Consider the following 15,752-nt stretch of genomic DNA (forward strand, 5'->3'; position numbering starts at 1 on the left):
CAAGGGTGTATGTTGAGGCCATGCCGAAGGTGTACGCGCAGGCGACGCATATCCAGACCGACATCCGAACGCAGGCGTTGGGACCGTTCGAAACCGATCAGGAGGCGTGGGAGGCCGTGGCACGGGCAGAAGGCCGGGCATTGACCTGGGAGCGGACCAAGCGCGGCCACATGGTCAGTACCGAGACCACGCGCTGGGTCACCGAGACCCAGTTCAGGTCCCCAGAGGGCGTGTCCTGTTCGGAAGATTGACGACAGAGATGCAGACTTTTCTGCACCTCTGAACCGTCACGTCTGACCAGCGATGAAAACGCCCCTGCCGCGTGATGTCAACGGCGGAGGTTGCAAAGAGCCTTTCTGCACGACAGACGAAACCGGCGGCTGAGTGCGCGCTCAGGCTCACCCTCGGCGTGGGCGTCCCGCTGTTCAGGAACGGGCACAGTTCTGGTCAGTTCGGTTGTGGATACCGCTCCGCTGTGCGAGTCGGCTCAGGGAGAAAGTCTCGATTCCCCGAGGATGACCCGGGCGGCGGGGCGGTCAGGGCTCACCTGCTCTGGCTCATCGGTTGAAGGGGGAGTCCGCTTCGGGCCAAGCCACTCGTTGCCGAAATCTGAGCGTCCCCATGGCCGTTTCCGCAGACATGAACCAGTGCATCGGCGAGCGCAGTGGAAGATCTGGACCACCGCCTCCGTAGAGGGCGCGAGACTATTTTTGCCTCGAAAGAGTCCGTACAAGTCGCGTTTTCCATCAGTTGAATGAGAGTCGCTTGTAAAGGGCTAAGGCCGGTGCACATCTCCCGGTTCTCCGTGCTGATTCATTCTCCAGAGGCTATGTTCTCCGTTCAGCCTTCCCTGTGCCCCCTGCCTCCGTGCCTCTTCCAGCAGGAGCCCGGCGGCCTGCTGTTGCTGGACGGCCTGGGGATGGTCCCCGGCAGTTCACTGGTCCGTGTAGCTGGTCCACCCCATCCGCGTAAGTATCCTCATGCCTGACCTGAGGCCCACCACCTGGACCGAGCTTCTCGACACTCTGCAGGAGAACAGCTGGAACTCGGGGCTGCGCCGCTTCCGCTCGCCCTACATCTTCCGGGGCCAGGGAACCTCCGCGCCCCTGACTACCTCGTTGCAGCGGCTCTCGGCTCACCCGCGCGAGATCGAGCGCCACCTCGTGCGGGCCTTTCGCAAGTACGCCGCCGTCAACGTCACTCCACAGGACCAGCATTGGTCGTGGCTTACCCTCGGCCAGCATCACGGGCTGCCGACGCGGCTGCTCGACTGGTCCTACTCGCCCCTTGTCGCGCTGCATTTTGCCACCAGCAACGAGCATCAGTACGGAGAGGACGGGGTCGTCTGGATGCTCGACACTGCCCGGACGAACGCCCATCTGCCAGCGCCACTTCAGGACCTGCTGCGCCGCGAGGGCAGCAGCGTGTTCACGACCGACATGCTGGCGACCCTGAGTCAGGAGCGAGGTGGAGACGGCCTGTCCTTCGACGCCGAGACCGGCTGGCTCGAGCGCTACGAGGAGGGGGAGGGTCCCTTCCTGCTGCTGCTCGAACCGCCGTCCATCGATCAGCGGATCGTGCAGCAGGCAGCCCTGTTCGCTCTGCTGTCCAATCCCGAGACCCACTTCGAGGACTGGTTGAGCCGCCCTCCAGAGGCGGCGCGGCGAATCATTGTGGCGCGGGAACTGAAATGGGAAATCCGCGACCGCCTGGACCAGGTCAGTGTCAACGAACGTACGCTGTTTCCCGACCTCGGCGGCCTGAGCCAGTGGCTGCGCCGCTACTACCAGCAGCGTCCCGACGGCGGCCAAGACGAGGCGGACCCCCCCACGCCGGAGCAGGAACGCAACCAGCAGCGCTAGTTCATGCGGGCCGTCTCGAGGGCGACCCGCCGTAAAGGGGGACAGGATGCACGGAAAGAGATACGCAGGAGGGCGGAAGGCCGCAGTGGTGCCGGTCGGCGCCGGAAAGCGCAGGCGGCTGTCTCTGGGCTTTGGCAGCGGCGTGTTCGATCAGTTGCGCCGGCAGTGGCCGGGCCTGAGCGAAGCCGACCTGATCCGCGCCGCCGTCCTCGAGGCCACCGGTCACAGTGCCCTGCCCTTTCAGGAGGCGGTGGCGACCTTCAGCCCGGAGGAACACGAAACGTACGAGGGGCTGCTGACGCAGTTCGCCCGGGCGGGGCTATGTGTGCGGACCAGCGGGGGCCTGTCGCCTCCACTGGGAGTCCGTCTGGAACTGGCGTGGCAGCAACTGGGGGAACAGCCGAATGTCGGGGTGCGCGCCGGGGTCAGGCGAGTTCAGGCCCTCTTGCAGGCCCAGAAGACGGCGCGCGACCGGCGTCTCGAGGCTGCAGTCACCCTGTCACGGTCGGCGCGGCGAGAGTCCGAAGAGGGCCGCGACAGGACCGAGGCGGCGGGTCCAGACACCTCTGACCTGGGGGGACTGGAGCGGCCTCGGCTGTAGAGGTCACCGGGGGCATGGAGCACGCTCACAGAGGACTGGGCAGGAACGCTCGGCGCCTCAGGAGGAACGCTATGAAATTACTGGACGGAAAGGTCGCTTTCGTGACCGGGGCGGCGAGTGGAATAGGGGAGAGCACGGCACGCCGGTTCGCCGAGCAGGGAGCGGCCGTCATGCTCGCCGACGTGCAGACGGCGGAGGGTACCCGGGTCAGGGACGAGATCGTCGCTGCCGGGGGGCAGGCGGTCTACACCGACTGTGAGGTCAGCAGTGCAGAGGCGGTGCAGGCCGCAATCGAGGAGACCGTGGGCCGGTTCGGTGGCCTCGACATCGTGTTCGCCAATGCGGGCGTCAACGGCGTCTGGGCGCCGGTCGAAGAACTTCAACCGGACGAATGGGAGCGCACGCTGGACATCAATCTCAAGGGTACCTATCTCGCTGTGCATTTCGCGGTCCCGCATCTCAAGCGGCGTGGAGGCGGCAGCATCATCATCACGAGTAGCGTCAACGGCACCCGCACGTTCTCCACCCCGGGAGCCGGCGCTTACAGCGCGTCCAAGGCCGGGCAGGTGGCTTTCATGAAAATGATGGCTCTGGAACTCGGCCGCCACGACATCCGCTGTAATGCGGTGTGTCCAGGAGAAATTCGGACCGAGATTGGTACACGCACGGAGCAGCGCCATACGGAGTCGCTCGGTATCGAGGTCGAGCTGCCGCAGGGCAACCCTGCCCTGAACCACGGCAAGGCCGGGCCGGCGGAAGTCGCTGATGCCTGTCTCTTTCTGGCGTCGGACCTCGGACGTCACGTTTCCGGTGTAGAACTCTACGTGGATGGAGGCTCCTCACTGCTCCGGTGATTCTGCGAGGTCTGAAATGACCACAGAAGAGAAGCTCAGCGATCTTTCAGGAAAGACGCTGGACTTTCAGCAGCGCGCTTCCTTCCTTCTTCTGTCTATGGGCTGTCACCCGAGCGTTGACGTAGGCACGGTCGAAAGCGTTCCCCTTATTCGTGCGCACAACCGCCAGTTCCGTGAATCTGGACCCATCAATGCAGTGGGCAGGCGCAGACCCCCTTGAGATCCCATTGCCCTGAGTCTCCGGGTAGCGGCTGTGTGGTTCTGAATGATCTGGGTTGCCATCGCTTTGACGCGGGCCTGCCCGAATCCAACGACTGGATCTCAAGGCCGCTTCGTCAATCCTGGCAGGAGCTGAGGCCGCTCCTAACCGCACCGAACCGGCCATTCTCTCGGCGATGGGACCTTGGGCTTTTCACTTTACCCCGTACCTACCAAGAAATCCTCTCTACATAGGGCGTTCTATTCATTCCGAGAGGGACTAACTATCCACATAGAGCTGCACTCAAAGCATGATGCTCAGCACGTCGCTCGATAGGTCGAGCAGCCAAGGTCAATATTGCCCGAGAAACCGGCGGATAAACCTGTCGGGAGGTCATCCCGTGGAACTCGCTCGGTAGGGCCGGTCCAGTCTGCTTTCCATGCTCCGGATCACGCGCGTAGCGATATGGGAAAGGAGGAAGTAGATGATGCCTACAGCCAAGTATAGGGGCACCGGTTGATACGTCACGGAGACCAAGCCACGGGTGGTTAACAACAGTTCGGTCACGGTGATGACACTGGCCAGACTAGAATCCTTGAGGAGGCCGATAAACTGATTTCCTAGTGCAGGAACTGCCGTTCTGGCCGCCTGAGGAACCAGGATCAGCCGGAGAGTCTGGCCGGGTCGTAATCCCAGGGCCCGTGCCGCTTCGGTCTGACCGCGTGATACGGCATTTAAGCTGCTTCGGAGAATTTCGGCGGCGTAGGCGCCCGCGAAAAGACTCAGACCGAGAACGGCGGTGTTGAAGGCCGAGAGCCTGGCCTGGGGCACAAGTTGTGGCAAAGCGAAGAAGAGGAAGAAAAGCTGAACCAGGAGAGGCGTACCGCGGAAAGTCTCGATATAAAAACCGGCCAGAAGATTCAATGCTCTGAGCCGAGACATACGGCCTAACGCCGCCAGTGCTCCGAGAGCCAAGCCAAAAATACTGGACAACAGCGTAAGGGACAGGGTCAATACGGTCCCCCTTACTAAAGCGTTCAGGGTCTCGGAATTGAAAACATCAAGCCACACAGTGTGCCCTCCTCTGCAAAAAAGAGCCACGCATCGGTTTGCGCGGCCCGTCGGAATTGAGAATGGATTTATTTTCCAGGCGTCGTGATATCTGTACTGAAATATTTCAGACTGATGCGCTTGAGTGTGCCGTCTGAACGCATATCGGTCAGTGCCTTCTCTACCGCGCGTTTAAGTTGGGGCTGGTTTTTGCCTAAAGTGATGTAGGGATTGTCCTGTTGGAGGACAGGTCCACTGGACTTGAGCGGCTGCCCATTCTTGATGGCGATATTGCCTACCGCACGCGTAGTGATCATTCCAGCTGCTCGGCCTGCGCGTAATGCCAGAAAAATCTCCTGTTCACCACTGTATATCGCGATACTGGGGTACTTGCGATCTTTCAGGAACTTTTCGAAGACTGTTCCCTGGGCAACGGCGACGGGCGCCTTCGCAAGAGTGTTGAAACCGGTCACTTTAGATCCTGCAGGCACGAAAAGTTGGAATCCATCGTAGTAATAGGGACGACTCAAAAAGTCTATGGCCTGTGCCCGCTCAGGCGTCTTACTCTGTGAAGCGACAGCCAGATCGAATTGACCGGCCTGAAGACCGGCAATGATGGATGGGAATTCTGCCTTGATCAAGCTGACTCGGACATCAAGTCGTCGACCGATTTCTTGAGCCACGTCTACATCGAACCCGACGAGAGTCCCGGTAGGACCAGGTTGAGAGAATGGTGGGTACTCGCCGCTCATGACAACACGCAGTTCGCCACGCTTCTTGACATCTGACAATTCAGCATGACCAACGGACACCAGAGAAAACATAAGTGTAACCGAGGTCATTAAAACTCGTTTTGACAGCATAGATCTCCTTTGGGACGCCACATCCTTACAAGCATCCTAGGCTTTGGATCAGTTTTAAGAGATATGTGCTCTTGTTCGATACCTAACGTAGGTTGGTTTATGAGAGATGTCGTTTATAGTGGTCATTGACCTATTAGCCATTTATTGAAATGGATATCGTCCTAGCCATTAAAAACACATTTTGAGCTCATCTTAGAGTATTTGGACTTGGAGGACTATCCTGGATCAGGCTTCAGCACCGGACACTCTGCCTTCATAGGCATCTTGAGCGCAGTACGGCATAACTATGGGCCGTATCTGATTCCATGAGGAGCTCTGAGACCACACGAGTGCAGTGTCCGGTGCAGAGGCCGCTCAATGGGCACCATCCTTTTGCCGACTACCTGTCTTTCTATCCGAACGAGAGCTGATAGACAGATGACACCCATGAGCTCCAATAAGGACTATGAAATACCTGCTCAGTCTTGCGCTTCTTGTCTGCAGCGCCGCGTCGGCGGCCGACCTCAAGGTCTACCCCTACGACGGCGCCAAGTTCGTGCCGGGGCAGCGTTTCGACCTGCGTATTGAGGTCGAGAACGTCCAGAACTTTCAGGGCGCGACCGTCACCCTCGACGGCCAGCCGGTGGCCGGGCTGGTGCAGACGACCACCAAGCCCACCAGCGTCGAGTGGGCCCTGCGTGGCCAGAGCCTGCCCACTGGCCTGCACGAGCTGAGCGTGCGCTACCGCGACGCAGCGGGCGAGGCCACCAAAACGGCGCGTTGGTACGTGGTGCCTGCGGCCGCTGCCCGCGCCAAGAACGTCATCCTGTTCATTGGGGACGGCCTGGGCTGGAATACGGTGAACGCCGCGCGCCTCGTCGCCCACCCCTACAATCCTGCCAACGGCACCGCCACCGGCCAGCTCGCCATGATGAGCGGCCTGAGCGGCATGGCGACCGTGACGACCAGCTCCTACGACAGCGCCCTGGCCGACAGTGCCAACACCGCGAGCAGCATCGCCACCGGCCAGAAGATTCAGGTCAACGCCCTGAACGTGTATCCCGACAACACCGCCGACACGCTCGACAACCCGCGCGTCGAGACCATCACCGCCATGCTCAAGCGCAGCATGGGCAAGGGCGTGGGCATCGTGTCCAGCGCCTTCGGGGTGGACGCCACGCCCGCCGCCTTCGCCAGTTACACCCGCCGCCGGGGCGACTACCAGGCCATCGCCGACCAGTATTTCAAAGGTGACGTGCAGCCCGACGTACTGCTCATCGGCGGCAGCCGCGACTTCATTCCCAGCACCGCGCCGGGCAGCCGCCGCAAGGACACCACCGACTGGATCACGGACAGCCAGAAGCAGGGCTACACCTTCGTCAGCACCCGCACCGAGCTGAACGCCGCCAACACCAACAAGCTGTTCGGGCTGTTCAATATCGACAACGTGCCGAGTTACCTCGACCGCGCGCAGTACAAGACCGGCGAGGCCCTGGGCGATTTTGGGGACATGCCCTATCTGTGGGACAGCACCAAGAAGGCCGTCGAGACGCTGGAGAAGAATCCCAACGGCTTTTTCCTGATGGTCGAGGCCGGCATGATCGACAAGTACGAGCACCCGCTCGACTGGCAGCGCGCCGTGTGGGACGTACTGGAACTCGACAAGACCGTCGAGTGGGCCAAGGAGTACGCCAAGACCCACCCCGACACCCTGATCCTGGTCACGGCCGACCATGCCCACTCGCTGAGCGTGTTCGGCGGCTACGACGCGACCAAAGGCCCCGGCAAGCGCGAGGCGGTCGGCGTATATGAGTCGGCGGGCTTCCCCACCTACGGCGACAAGCGTGACGCCAACGGCCTGCCCCTGCCCGAGACTGCCCGCACCTACGCGGTGGGCTTCGCCGCCGTGCCCGACTACTGCGAGACCTACCTGGGACGCCGTATTTTCCTCGACCCGGCGGTCAGCAATGGCAAGAGCGGTGCCGAGGCCGGCTTCGTGCCCAATCCCAAGATCTGCGAGGAGGGCGCCGTGACCCGCACCGGCAACCTGCCGCCCACCGCCAACCAGGGCGTGCACACCGCCGACCCCCTGCCGCTGTTCGCCTTCGGCCCCGGCTCGGAGAACTTCTTTGGGATGATGGACCAGACCGACCTGTTCTTCTCGATGGCCCGTGCCCTGGGCCTGGACGGCACCCGCAGCCGCTGAGGCGCGCTGTCGTCGCCCCGTTGTCTTCTGTAGGACGCGCCCGGAGCTCCTGTGCTCCGGCGCGTTCTGTTGTGGTCCGGCTGATATTCCCCTGATCCGGCCGTGCTGAACTGGAAGGCAACGTCAGGTCTCCATTCCCCGAGGTGATTGTCCTTGAACCGCAGAACCATCCTCAAGCTTGTGGGCACGTTGCCGCTGACCCTGTGGCTGCCACATGCGCTGGCCCAGAGTGCTGGCACGCCCACCCTCAAATTCAGCGAGCTGTACGGCCGCGTCACTGTGCGCGGCGTGGAGTACAGCGACAAGATCAAGGCCCTCAGCGGCCAGACCGTGCGCATGAGCGGCTACATGGCCCCGCCCCTCAAGCCCAAGCTCGACTTCTTCGTACTCACCAAGCAGCCCATGAGCACCTGCCCTTTCTGCACGACCGCCGCCGACTGGCCGGCCGATATCGTGCTCGTCATCATGCCCAGGGGGCGCGAACTCGACCCCACCACGCGCGGCCTCCAGATCACCGGGCGGCTCGACATCGGTGTGAAGAAGGACGAGGACACCGGCTTCGTCAGCCTCGTGCGCCTATACGCCGATGGCGTGACTGCGGGCGGATGACTGGGCTATGGACGGGGCGGGTGACGGCCTCCGCAACAGGAGCGGCCTCGCGCCGGGCCGAGCGGCTGCGCGCCGTGGGCTTGCGGGTGCAGCACAGCCGCGAGGTCACGCTGGCCTACCCGGACCTTGACCTGGCGCCGGGCGCGCAACTGGCCGTCACCGGTCCCAGCGGCACCGGCAAGACCACGCTGCTGCACGTCCTGGCTGGCCTGCTGACCCCACAATCGGGCGAGGTCTTCTCGGGTGACTTCAGTGTGACGGGGGCCTCGGCGGCCGGGCGCGACCTGTTCCGGCAGCGCAGCGTGGGCTACGTCTTTCAGGACTTCCATCTCATGCCAGGCCTGAGCGCGCTGGAAAACGTCGAGCTGGGCCTGCGGGTGGCGGGAACCGCGAACCCGCGTGCCCTGGCCGAGCGGGCGCTGGCCCGCCTGGACCTCGCTCACCGCCGCCATCACCGCCCCGCGCAGCTCTCGACCGGCGAGCGCCAGCGTGTGGCCGTGGCGCGGGCCGTGGCGCATGGGCCGGGGTTGCTGCTGGTGGACGAGCCGACCGCCCACCTCGACCGTAACCGGGCGGGGGCGGCCCTGGACCTGCTTCAGGGCACCGCGAGCGAACTGGGCGCCACCCTGATCGTGGTCACGCACGACCCGCTCGTGGCGGGCGCGCTGCCCCAGCGCCTCGACCTCTCGGCGGGGGCGAGGGGATGAAGCCGACCATGACGACGTTGCTCCTGAGATCGACCGGGCCAAGTGAGTGTTCGAAAGGGGAGAGCGCGCCGATGATGGAGACTTTCCGGCGCAGTTCTGGGAAACTGCAATGGTAGGCCCGCTCTCCCTGGCCCTCTGGACGGCGCTGCGCGGCCTGCGCTCGCGGCTGGGGGCGCTGCTGATTACGGTGGTCGCGGTGGCCCTCGCCACGGCGACGGCGCTGGTCGTGCCGCTGGTGACGCGGCAGGTCGAGCGCGGCGCGCAGGCCGCGGCGCAGGTGTTCGACCTGCTCGTTACCGCGCCCGGCAGCGGCACCCAGGCAGTTATGAGCAGCCTGTTCTACACTGGCGCGCCCATCGGCAACATTCCCGAGCGGGTCTACGAGGAGCTGCGTGACGCCCCCGGCACCCGCCGGGCTGTGCCCATCGCGCTGGGGGACAACTACCTGGGCTTTCCCATCGTGGGGACCACGGCGGCCTTCTTCGACCAGCGGGTGCGCCCGAGCGATCCGCCGTACTTCCGGATCGGCCAGGGCGGCCTCTTCGCCCGCGAGCACGACGCGGTAGTGGGCGCTCGGGTGGCCCGCGAGGTGGGGCTGCGCGTCGGAAGCACCTTCGTCGGCGCGCACGGCCTGGGAGAACACCACTTGGAAGGCGAGGAAGAGCATGACGAGGCGCACAGCGAGCCCTACCGTGTGACCGGCATCCTGGCTCCCACGGGCGGCCCGGTGGACCGCGCGGTCCTGACGCCCATCGAGACTGTATGGGAGGTCCACGACGAGGATCAGGCGGCTGGGCGCGAGGTGACGGCCGTGCTGTACTCGGCCGATCAGCTCTCGGGTATCTACGTGACGGCGCAGCGCCTCAATGCGGGCCGTGACGCGATGGCGGTCTTTCCGGGGCAGGTCTTCGCCCAGGCGCGTGACGTGCTGCTCCAGGGGCAGGCGGCCTACGCGGCGCTGGCGCTGCTCGTGCTGGGCATCGCGGCCCTGACGGTCTGGCTCAGCGTCTACACCTCGGGTCTTGAGCGCCAGCGCACCGTTGCCCTGCTGCGGGTGCTGGGGGCGGGGCGCGGCACGGTGTTCGCCCTCGTGCTGCTCGAAACCCTCCTGACGGTCACGCTGGGCGTGGGGCTGGGGCTGGGGCTCGCGCTGTTCGTCAGTACGGTGGGCGGCGACGTGCTGGGCGTACGCCTCGGCTTCACGCTGGCGGCCCCGCAGCTGACCTGGGCGCTCGTGTCGCGCACGCTGCTGCTCATTCCGCTGGGCCTGCTCGCCGCGCTGCCGCCGGCTGTGGTGGCTGCGCGGGTGTCGCCGCTGAGATTGCTCTGAACGTCGCCTGGCCTGGGCCAGCCCGTTCGGTGCTCTGGCCGGCGGGAAGGCAGGGCAGAGGCCTACGGACAGCGCGGCGCGGAGGAACGGCGGCGGGGTGACGTAGACCTCTGCCCGCCACACACGAGACGGCGACCCCAGAAGAATTGCTGGGGCCGCCGCCTCGCCGTCTTCACCCCGTCGTCGGGAAGCCCAGGTCCACCCTGCTCTTGGCGGGGTCGGGCCAGCGCGAGGTCACGACCTTGGAGCGAGTGAAGAACTTGATGCCCTCCGGGCCGTACATGTGGGTATCGCCGAACAGACTGGCCTTCCAGCCGCCGAAGGAGTAGTAGGCGACCGGTACGGGAATGGGCACGTTGATGCCCACCATGCCTACCTCCACGTCGAACTGAAACTGCCGGGCCGCGCCGCCGTCGCGGGTGAAGATGGCGGTGCCGTTGCCATAGGGATTCGCCGCGATCAGCTCCATGCCCTCGGCGTAGCTCTCGGCGCGGGCCACGCACAGCACCGGCCCGAAGATTTCGTCGTCGTAGGCGGCCATGCCGGGCTTCACATGGTCGAGCAGGCTGACCCCCAGGAAAAAGCCGTCTCCGTCGAAAGGCTGTGCCCGGCCGTCCACCACGACCGTCGCGCCCTGTTCCTGCGCCGAGGCGATGTATCCGGCTACCTTGTCGCGGTGCTCGCGGGTGATCAGCGGCCCCATGTCGTTCTCGGCCTGGTCACCGGGGCCGATCTTGAGGGCGGAAAGGCGGTCCTTGATGGCCTGCACCAATTGGTCGCCCGCGTCGCCCACCGCCACCGCCACGCTGATCGCCATGCAGCGCTCGCCCGCCGAGCCGTAGGCCGCACTGACCGCCGCGTCGGCCGCCGCGCCGATGTCGGCGTCGGGCAGCACCAGCATGTGGTTCTTGGCCCCACCCAGTGCCTGCACGCGCTTGCCGTGGCGGGTGCCCTTCTCGTAGATGTACTGGGCAATTGGCGTAGAGCCCACGAAGCTCACAGCGGCGATGTCGGGGTGTTCCAGAATGGCTTCCACTGCCGCCTTGTCGCCGTGGACCACGTTCAGCACGCCGTCGGGCAGGCCCGCCTCCTTGAGCAGCCCCGCGATGAACAGCGCCGACGACGGGTCTTTCTCGGAGGGCTTGAGAATGAAGGTGTTGCCGCAGGCGATGGCATTGCACAGCATCCACAGCGGGACCATCGCCGGAAAGTTGAAGGGCGTGATGCCCGCGACCACCCCGAGCGGCTGCTGGATGGAGTAGACGTCCACGCCCGTACTGACTCCTTCGGAGTAGCCGCCCTTGAGCAGTTGCGGCACGCCGCAGGCGAACTCCACGTTCTCCAGTCCGCGCGAGATCTCGCCCAGCGCGTCACTGTGGACCTTGCCGTGCTCACGGGTGATGATGCGGGCGAGGTCGTCCTTGCGGGCATTGAGCAGCTCGCGGAACCGGAACATGATGGTCGTGCGCTGGCTCAGCGACGAAGCGCGCCACTTGACGGCCGCCACTTTGGCGACCCCCACGGCGGCGTCGAGTTCCTCGCGGCTGGCGAGGGGCAACTGCGCCTGAACCTGCCCGGTGGCTGGGTTGTACACAGGCGAGGTGCGGCCCGACGTCCCGGCGGTGTCTTGCCCGCCGATCCAGTGCGTAAGCGTGGTGGGTTTTTCGGTGGTTGCGGTCATGACAAGGCTCCTTGAACTTTCCAGAAACGGTGCAGTCTTTTGCGTTGGCGCAGAGTTTTCGTGAAGGAAGGACGGGCACGCTTGATCAAGATCTGGGCTTCTCGTGGCGTGGTCACCTTCAGCTCGGGTGGAACGCCATCGGCGAACCGGGGCGAGTAGGCCAGCAGTCCAGCGTCCAACAGCAGGCGGTCAGTGGCCCAGGCCCGCAGGTCGGCCCGGCGCGGCGGCGCGTACTTCGGAGGCACATGAACCATTGATCTGCGGCACCCCGGGCACATTCGCACTTTCCCGGACGTATTCGCCCAGGGGGACTGGGAGGCACTGGTCCGGCACTCGAAACAGACGAAATTCAGGGTGAAGGTCTGGACCCTGGCCATAGGCGGCCCCGATTCAATCCGCTGCCACCGCTGCGCCGATCATCTCGTCCACCAGGGCCAGCGCCTCCTCGTACACGTCCAGGCCGTGATCCAGCTCCTCTTTGGTCACCACCAGCGGCGGGCACACCCACAGGAAATTGAAGCGGCTGTAGGCGTACACGAACCTGCTCTTGATGTGCGCGGCCAGGCGCGCCATCTCGGGCGAGGTGCCGTTGAAGGGGGCCAGCGGCTCTTTCGTCTTCTTGTCCTTCACGAGTTCCAGCACGCTGAACAGCCCGATGTAGCGCACGTCCCCCACGCAGGCATACTTGCGCTTCATGGCTTCCAGGCGCTCGCCGAGGTGCTGGCCCATCTCCAGCGTGTGCTCGAAGAGCTTTTCCTCCTCGTAGACCTTGAGGTTGGCGATGGCCGCCGCGAGGCTCACGGGGTGGCCGCTGTAGGTCAGGCCGCCCGCCAGGAAGTGGTTCTCGAAGTAGTCGGCGATCTTCTGGTTGACGATCACGGCGCCCAGCGGCATGTAGCCGCTCGTCAGGCCCTTGGCGCAGGTGACGATGTCGGGCACGATCCCGTAGTGCTGCGTCGCCAGCCACTTGCCCGTGCGCCCGAACCCGCTCATGACCTCGTCGTCGATGAGGAGGATGCCGTACTTGTCGAGCAGTGCCCGCAGCCGGGGGTAGTAGCTGTCCGGCGGAATGAGCAGGCCGTTGCTGCCCGTGATGCCCTCGACTAGCATCGCCGCGATGGTGTGCGGTCCCTCCATCTGGATGACTTCCTCGATGTGGGTGATGCAGCCGTCCTCCCAGGCTTCGGCCGTGCCGCCCATCGGCGGGCGGTACATGTACGGGTCGAACACCCGCACGATGCCGGGAATGCCCGGTTCGACCGGCCAGCGGCGCGGGTCGCCCGAGGCAGACATGGAGCCCATCGTCGCGCCGTGGTAGCTGCGGTAGCGCGTGATGATCTTGTCGCGGCCCGTATAGAGCCTGGCCATCTTGATGGCGTTCTCGTTGGCCTCGCTGCCGCCCAGCGTGAAGAAGCTCTTGGCGAGGCCCGTCACCTCGGCCAGTTTCCTGCCCAGTTCGGCGCGCACGTCGGTGGCAAAACTCGGCCCGGCGAAACACATCGTGTCCACCTGGTCCTTGATCGCCTGGAGCACCTTCGGATGCTGGTGGCCCACGTTGATGTTGATGAGCTGAGAAGAAAAGTCGAGCCAGGTGTTCCCGTCGCCGTCGAAGAAGTGGCTGCCCTTGCCCCCGACCATATGGATGGGGTTGGTCTGGGCCTGGGCGCTCCACGAAAAGAGGGTGTAGTCGCGGTTGTCCTGAATGACCTGCGGGCTGTCCGGGTGTGCGTCGGGCATGGCAAACCTCCTGGCTGGGCCTTCCTGTCTGGTGTGGAGAACTGCGCCCAGTGTAAGTTTCCCGGCCCCCGCCGCGTAAGAGACAGGGTGTCCAGTCAGGGGGGGGCCAGTCAGGTGGCCGGGGGAGGCGGGGATGCCGGGCCGCGCCAGCGCCGCCAGCCCTGCCACAGGCCCCAAAGCAGGGCTACGCCCAGAGCGGCCCCCAGCAGGTCAGTCTCGGCACGGCGGGCGAGGACCAGTAGCGCCGCGCCGAACTTCCACAGGCCGTACTGCCACACAAGGACGTGCAGCAGTGCCCCCAGCAGACTGAACAGGGCGAAGCGGCCGAAAGGGTAGCCCAGCGGCGCCGCCGACCAGGTGACCGGGGTGCGCAGCGACCCCACCGTGCGGCTCACGATCACCAGCCCGCCGCCGTGGCGTGCCAGCAGCCCACGTATCCGCTCGCCCTCCAGCCGCTCGCGCCAGCGTGGGGGCAGCCGCCGCATCCCCGAGCGCCCGAAGGCGTAGCCCGCCAGGCTGCCCAGCCAGTTGCCCAGTACGCCCCAAAGCGCCGCCTCGGCAAAGGTGGTGTGCCCTGCCTCAATCAGGCCCGCCTGCGCCAACATGGGCAGGATGCCCGGTACCCCCGGCACCCCTGCGCCCTCGACGAACATAAGCAGCAGGGTCGCGGCATTCAGCCAGGCCGGGTCCAGGGCACTCAGCCACGCGGGGACGGCGGGGACCGCTGTGACGGTGGCAGCCGTGGCCGCCGCCGTCAGCAGCAGCCCCGGCTCTCCCAGGCCGCCCAGGATCAACGCGGGACCACCATCTCCCCGACAGTGGTCAGGGCGACGCCGCGCTCACGGGCCACCCGCAGGAACCCGCGCAGCACGTCAATGGCCTCGGGCGCGTTGTCGTGCTGCAGCACGATGCCGCCGGGGCGCAGGTGTGAGACCAGCCGTGACTCGACCACCGCATCACCGGGGTTGTCGAAGTCGCCGGGGTCGTCCGTCCAGAAGGTCGTGATCAGTCCTTCCTGACGGGCGACCTGCAAGGTCAGAGGCGAGTAGTCGCCGCCGGGCGGCCGGAAGTAACGTACCGGCTGCCCGGTCACGGCCGAGATGGCGGTGTTGGCCTGCGCGAGTTCGGCCTGCACCTGGGCCGGACTCAGGCCCGGCAGCCGGACGTGGTGGTAGGTGTGGTTGCCGACCTCGTGGCCCTGCGCCACCATGTCACGCACGAAGTAGGGGTAGGCCACCGCGTTGCGGCCGATGACGAACAGGGTCGCCCGGACACCGGCGCGGCGCAGCAGGTCGAGCAGCAGCGGCTCGTACAGGGGGTGCGGCGCGTCGTCGAAGGTCAGGGCGGCCACGCGGCGGTTCGTCGGACCCCGGAACAGCAGGCCGTCCCGCTCGCCGCCGCGCGACTGCGAGACGCTCTGGGTCAGGCTCTGGCGCAGCCGCTCGGAGGCGCTGCCGAAAAAAGTCAGGGCGTCCTCGCGGACCCGCGCGACCACCGTGGGCGGGATGGTGGCTGGCGTGCCGCCCTCGTATACGCGGTCGTAACTCCCCTGATCCTGCGCGTAGGCCCGGAAGTCGGCCAGCCGGGCACGCGGCACCGACGCCGTGAACAGCGGCAGCGGTCCGCCGAAGCCCCCATAGGTAGCGCGGTCATATACGCTGACGTCCACCTCGCTCAGTTCAGGGCGGGCGGCCAGGGCGCGCGAGGCGACCTCCAGCGCCAGGGCCCGGCGGCGCGCCAGGGTCTGGTCGCTTGCTGGCAGCAACGCGACGGCGTGCGCGACCTCGATGAAGCCGTTGCCCCGGTACTCCAGCCGTTCGAGTTCGGCGATGGCTGGCGAGAGGGTCAGCCTGGGCAGCGTCTCAGCCGGACGTGCGCCGGGCGCCAGAGGTTGTACCTCGCCGGGCACATTGTCTAGGGCACTTGTAGACCCGGCCGCAGGTGCGTGCACCTGGGGCAGTGGGGCTGTACCGCCCTGCGCGCCTGCGATGGACACGCTCAGGACAAGCATGGCGAGGAGGGGAGAGACTCTCATGCCCGACACGATAGAAGAGCGGAGGCGCCCCTCCGATGA

The 15,752-nt window shown here is 65.4% G+C and carries 14 protein-coding genes; 8 read left to right on the forward strand and 6 right to left on the reverse strand.

Annotated elements, in window-relative coordinates:
- Positions 1-20 precede the first annotated feature (20 nt).
- The 4 genes from ASF71_RS20105 (at position 21) to ASF71_RS20120 (ending at position 3,317) form a co-directional block, all read left to right on the forward strand.
- Positions 21-251 (forward strand): hypothetical protein, encoded by a 231-nt coding sequence (locus tag ASF71_RS20105; RefSeq protein WP_082506261.1) that lies wholly within the window; start codon positions 21-23, stop codon positions 249-251.
- Positions 252-980: 729 nt separating this feature from the next.
- Positions 981-1,862: an FRG domain-containing protein gene (locus ASF71_RS20110; RefSeq protein WP_056303427.1), complete on the forward strand. Its 882-nt coding sequence runs from the start codon at positions 981-983 to the stop codon at positions 1,860-1,862.
- A gap of 46 nt (positions 1,863-1,908) precedes the next feature.
- Positions 1,909-2,463: a hypothetical protein gene (locus tag ASF71_RS20115; protein WP_200939750.1), complete on the forward strand. Its 555-nt coding sequence runs from the start codon at positions 1,909-1,911 to the stop codon at positions 2,461-2,463.
- A 71-nt stretch (positions 2,464-2,534) separates the two neighbouring features.
- Positions 2,535-3,317, forward strand: a complete 783-nt coding sequence (locus tag ASF71_RS20120; RefSeq protein ID WP_056303432.1) for an SDR family NAD(P)-dependent oxidoreductase — start codon at positions 2,535-2,537, stop codon at positions 3,315-3,317.
- Positions 3,318-3,909: 592 nt separating this feature from the next.
- Here ASF71_RS20120 and ASF71_RS20125 read toward each other — a convergent pair.
- Together ASF71_RS20125 and ASF71_RS23220 are read right to left on the reverse strand one after the other, a co-directional pair.
- Positions 3,910-4,617, reverse strand: coding sequence for an amino acid ABC transporter permease (locus ASF71_RS20125; RefSeq protein WP_369815031.1), 708 nt, complete (start codon positions 4,615-4,617; stop codon positions 3,910-3,912).
- 38 nt (positions 4,618-4,655) lie between these two features.
- Positions 4,656-5,429, reverse strand: coding sequence for a transporter substrate-binding domain-containing protein (locus tag ASF71_RS23220; protein WP_082506243.1), 774 nt, complete (start codon positions 5,427-5,429; stop codon positions 4,656-4,658).
- Between the two features lie 445 nt (positions 5,430-5,874).
- Here ASF71_RS23220 and ASF71_RS20135 point away from each other — a divergent pair, with 445 nt between their 5' ends.
- The 4 genes from ASF71_RS20135 to ASF71_RS20150 all read left to right on the forward strand — a co-directional run bounded on the left by ASF71_RS20135 (position 5,875) and on the right by ASF71_RS20150 (position 10,260).
- A complete protein-coding gene (locus tag ASF71_RS20135; protein WP_056303438.1) occupies positions 5,875-7,614 on the forward strand; it encodes an alkaline phosphatase in 1,740 nt (579 codons plus the stop codon).
- Between the two features lie 153 nt (positions 7,615-7,767).
- Positions 7,768-8,223: a hypothetical protein gene (locus tag ASF71_RS20140; protein WP_056303439.1), complete on the forward strand. Its 456-nt coding sequence runs from the start codon at positions 7,768-7,770 to the stop codon at positions 8,221-8,223.
- Positions 8,224-8,243: 20 nt separating this feature from the next.
- Positions 8,244-8,930, forward strand: a complete 687-nt coding sequence (locus ASF71_RS20145; RefSeq protein ID WP_235514649.1) for an ABC transporter ATP-binding protein — start codon at positions 8,244-8,246, stop codon at positions 8,928-8,930.
- A gap of 109 nt (positions 8,931-9,039) precedes the next feature.
- Complete coding sequence (locus ASF71_RS20150; protein WP_082506245.1) at positions 9,040-10,260, forward strand: FtsX-like permease family protein; 1,221 nt, start codon at positions 9,040-9,042, stop codon at positions 10,258-10,260.
- 172 nt (positions 10,261-10,432) lie between these two features.
- On the opposite strand, the gene ASF71_RS20155 is transcribed toward ASF71_RS20150, so the two are convergent.
- From ASF71_RS20155 to ASF71_RS20170, 4 genes are all read right to left on the reverse strand, one after another.
- Positions 10,433-11,941, reverse strand: coding sequence for a CoA-acylating methylmalonate-semialdehyde dehydrogenase (locus ASF71_RS20155; protein ID WP_056303443.1), 1,509 nt, complete (start codon positions 11,939-11,941; stop codon positions 10,433-10,435).
- A 390-nt stretch (positions 11,942-12,331) separates the two neighbouring features.
- Positions 12,332-13,678: an aminotransferase class III-fold pyridoxal phosphate-dependent enzyme gene (locus tag ASF71_RS20160; protein ID WP_056303445.1), complete on the reverse strand. Its 1,347-nt coding sequence runs from the start codon at positions 13,676-13,678 to the stop codon at positions 12,332-12,334.
- Between the two features lie 110 nt (positions 13,679-13,788).
- On the reverse strand, positions 13,789-14,472 hold the full coding sequence (locus ASF71_RS20165) for a DedA family protein (RefSeq protein ID WP_235514650.1): 684 nt from the start codon (positions 14,470-14,472) through the stop codon (positions 13,789-13,791).
- Positions 14,469-15,713 (reverse strand): polysaccharide deacetylase family protein, encoded by a 1,245-nt coding sequence (locus ASF71_RS20170; protein ID WP_056303447.1) that lies wholly within the window; start codon positions 15,711-15,713, stop codon positions 14,469-14,471. The genes ASF71_RS20165 and ASF71_RS20170 overlap by 4 nt, the downstream gene beginning before the upstream one ends.
- Between the last annotated feature and the right edge of the window lie 39 nt (positions 15,714-15,752).

The organism is Deinococcus sp. Leaf326, assembly GCF_001424185.1.
Classification (GTDB): domain Bacteria; phylum Deinococcota; class Deinococci; order Deinococcales; family Deinococcaceae; genus Deinococcus.

Excerpts from the sequence above, each read along its gene's own strand:
- ASF71_RS20105 (WP_082506261.1), top strand. The coding sequence starts at position 21 with ATGCCGAAGGTGTACGCGCAGGCGACGCATATCCAGACCGACATCCGA.
- ASF71_RS20110 (WP_056303427.1), top strand. The coding sequence starts at position 981 with ATGCCTGACCTGAGGCCCACCACCTGGACCGAGCTTCTCGACACTCTG.
- ASF71_RS20115 (WP_200939750.1), top strand. The coding sequence starts at position 1,909 with ATGCACGGAAAGAGATACGCAGGAGGGCGGAAGGCCGCAGTGGTGCCG.
- ASF71_RS20120 (WP_056303432.1), top strand. The coding sequence starts at position 2,535 with ATGAAATTACTGGACGGAAAGGTCGCTTTCGTGACCGGGGCGGCGAGT.
- ASF71_RS23220 (WP_082506243.1), bottom strand. The coding sequence starts at position 5,429 with ATGCTGTCAAAACGAGTTTTAATGACCTCGGTTACACTTATGTTTTCT.
- ASF71_RS20135 (WP_056303438.1), top strand. The coding sequence starts at position 5,875 with ATGAAATACCTGCTCAGTCTTGCGCTTCTTGTCTGCAGCGCCGCGTCG.
- ASF71_RS20150 (WP_082506245.1), top strand. The coding sequence starts at position 9,040 with ATGGTAGGCCCGCTCTCCCTGGCCCTCTGGACGGCGCTGCGCGGCCTG.
- ASF71_RS20155 (WP_056303443.1), bottom strand. The coding sequence starts at position 11,941 with ATGACCGCAACCACCGAAAAACCCACCACGCTTACGCACTGGATCGGC.
- ASF71_RS20160 (WP_056303445.1), bottom strand. The coding sequence starts at position 13,678 with ATGCCCGACGCACACCCGGACAGCCCGCAGGTCATTCAGGACAACCGC.
- ASF71_RS20170 (WP_056303447.1), bottom strand. The coding sequence starts at position 15,713 with ATGAGAGTCTCTCCCCTCCTCGCCATGCTTGTCCTGAGCGTGTCCATC.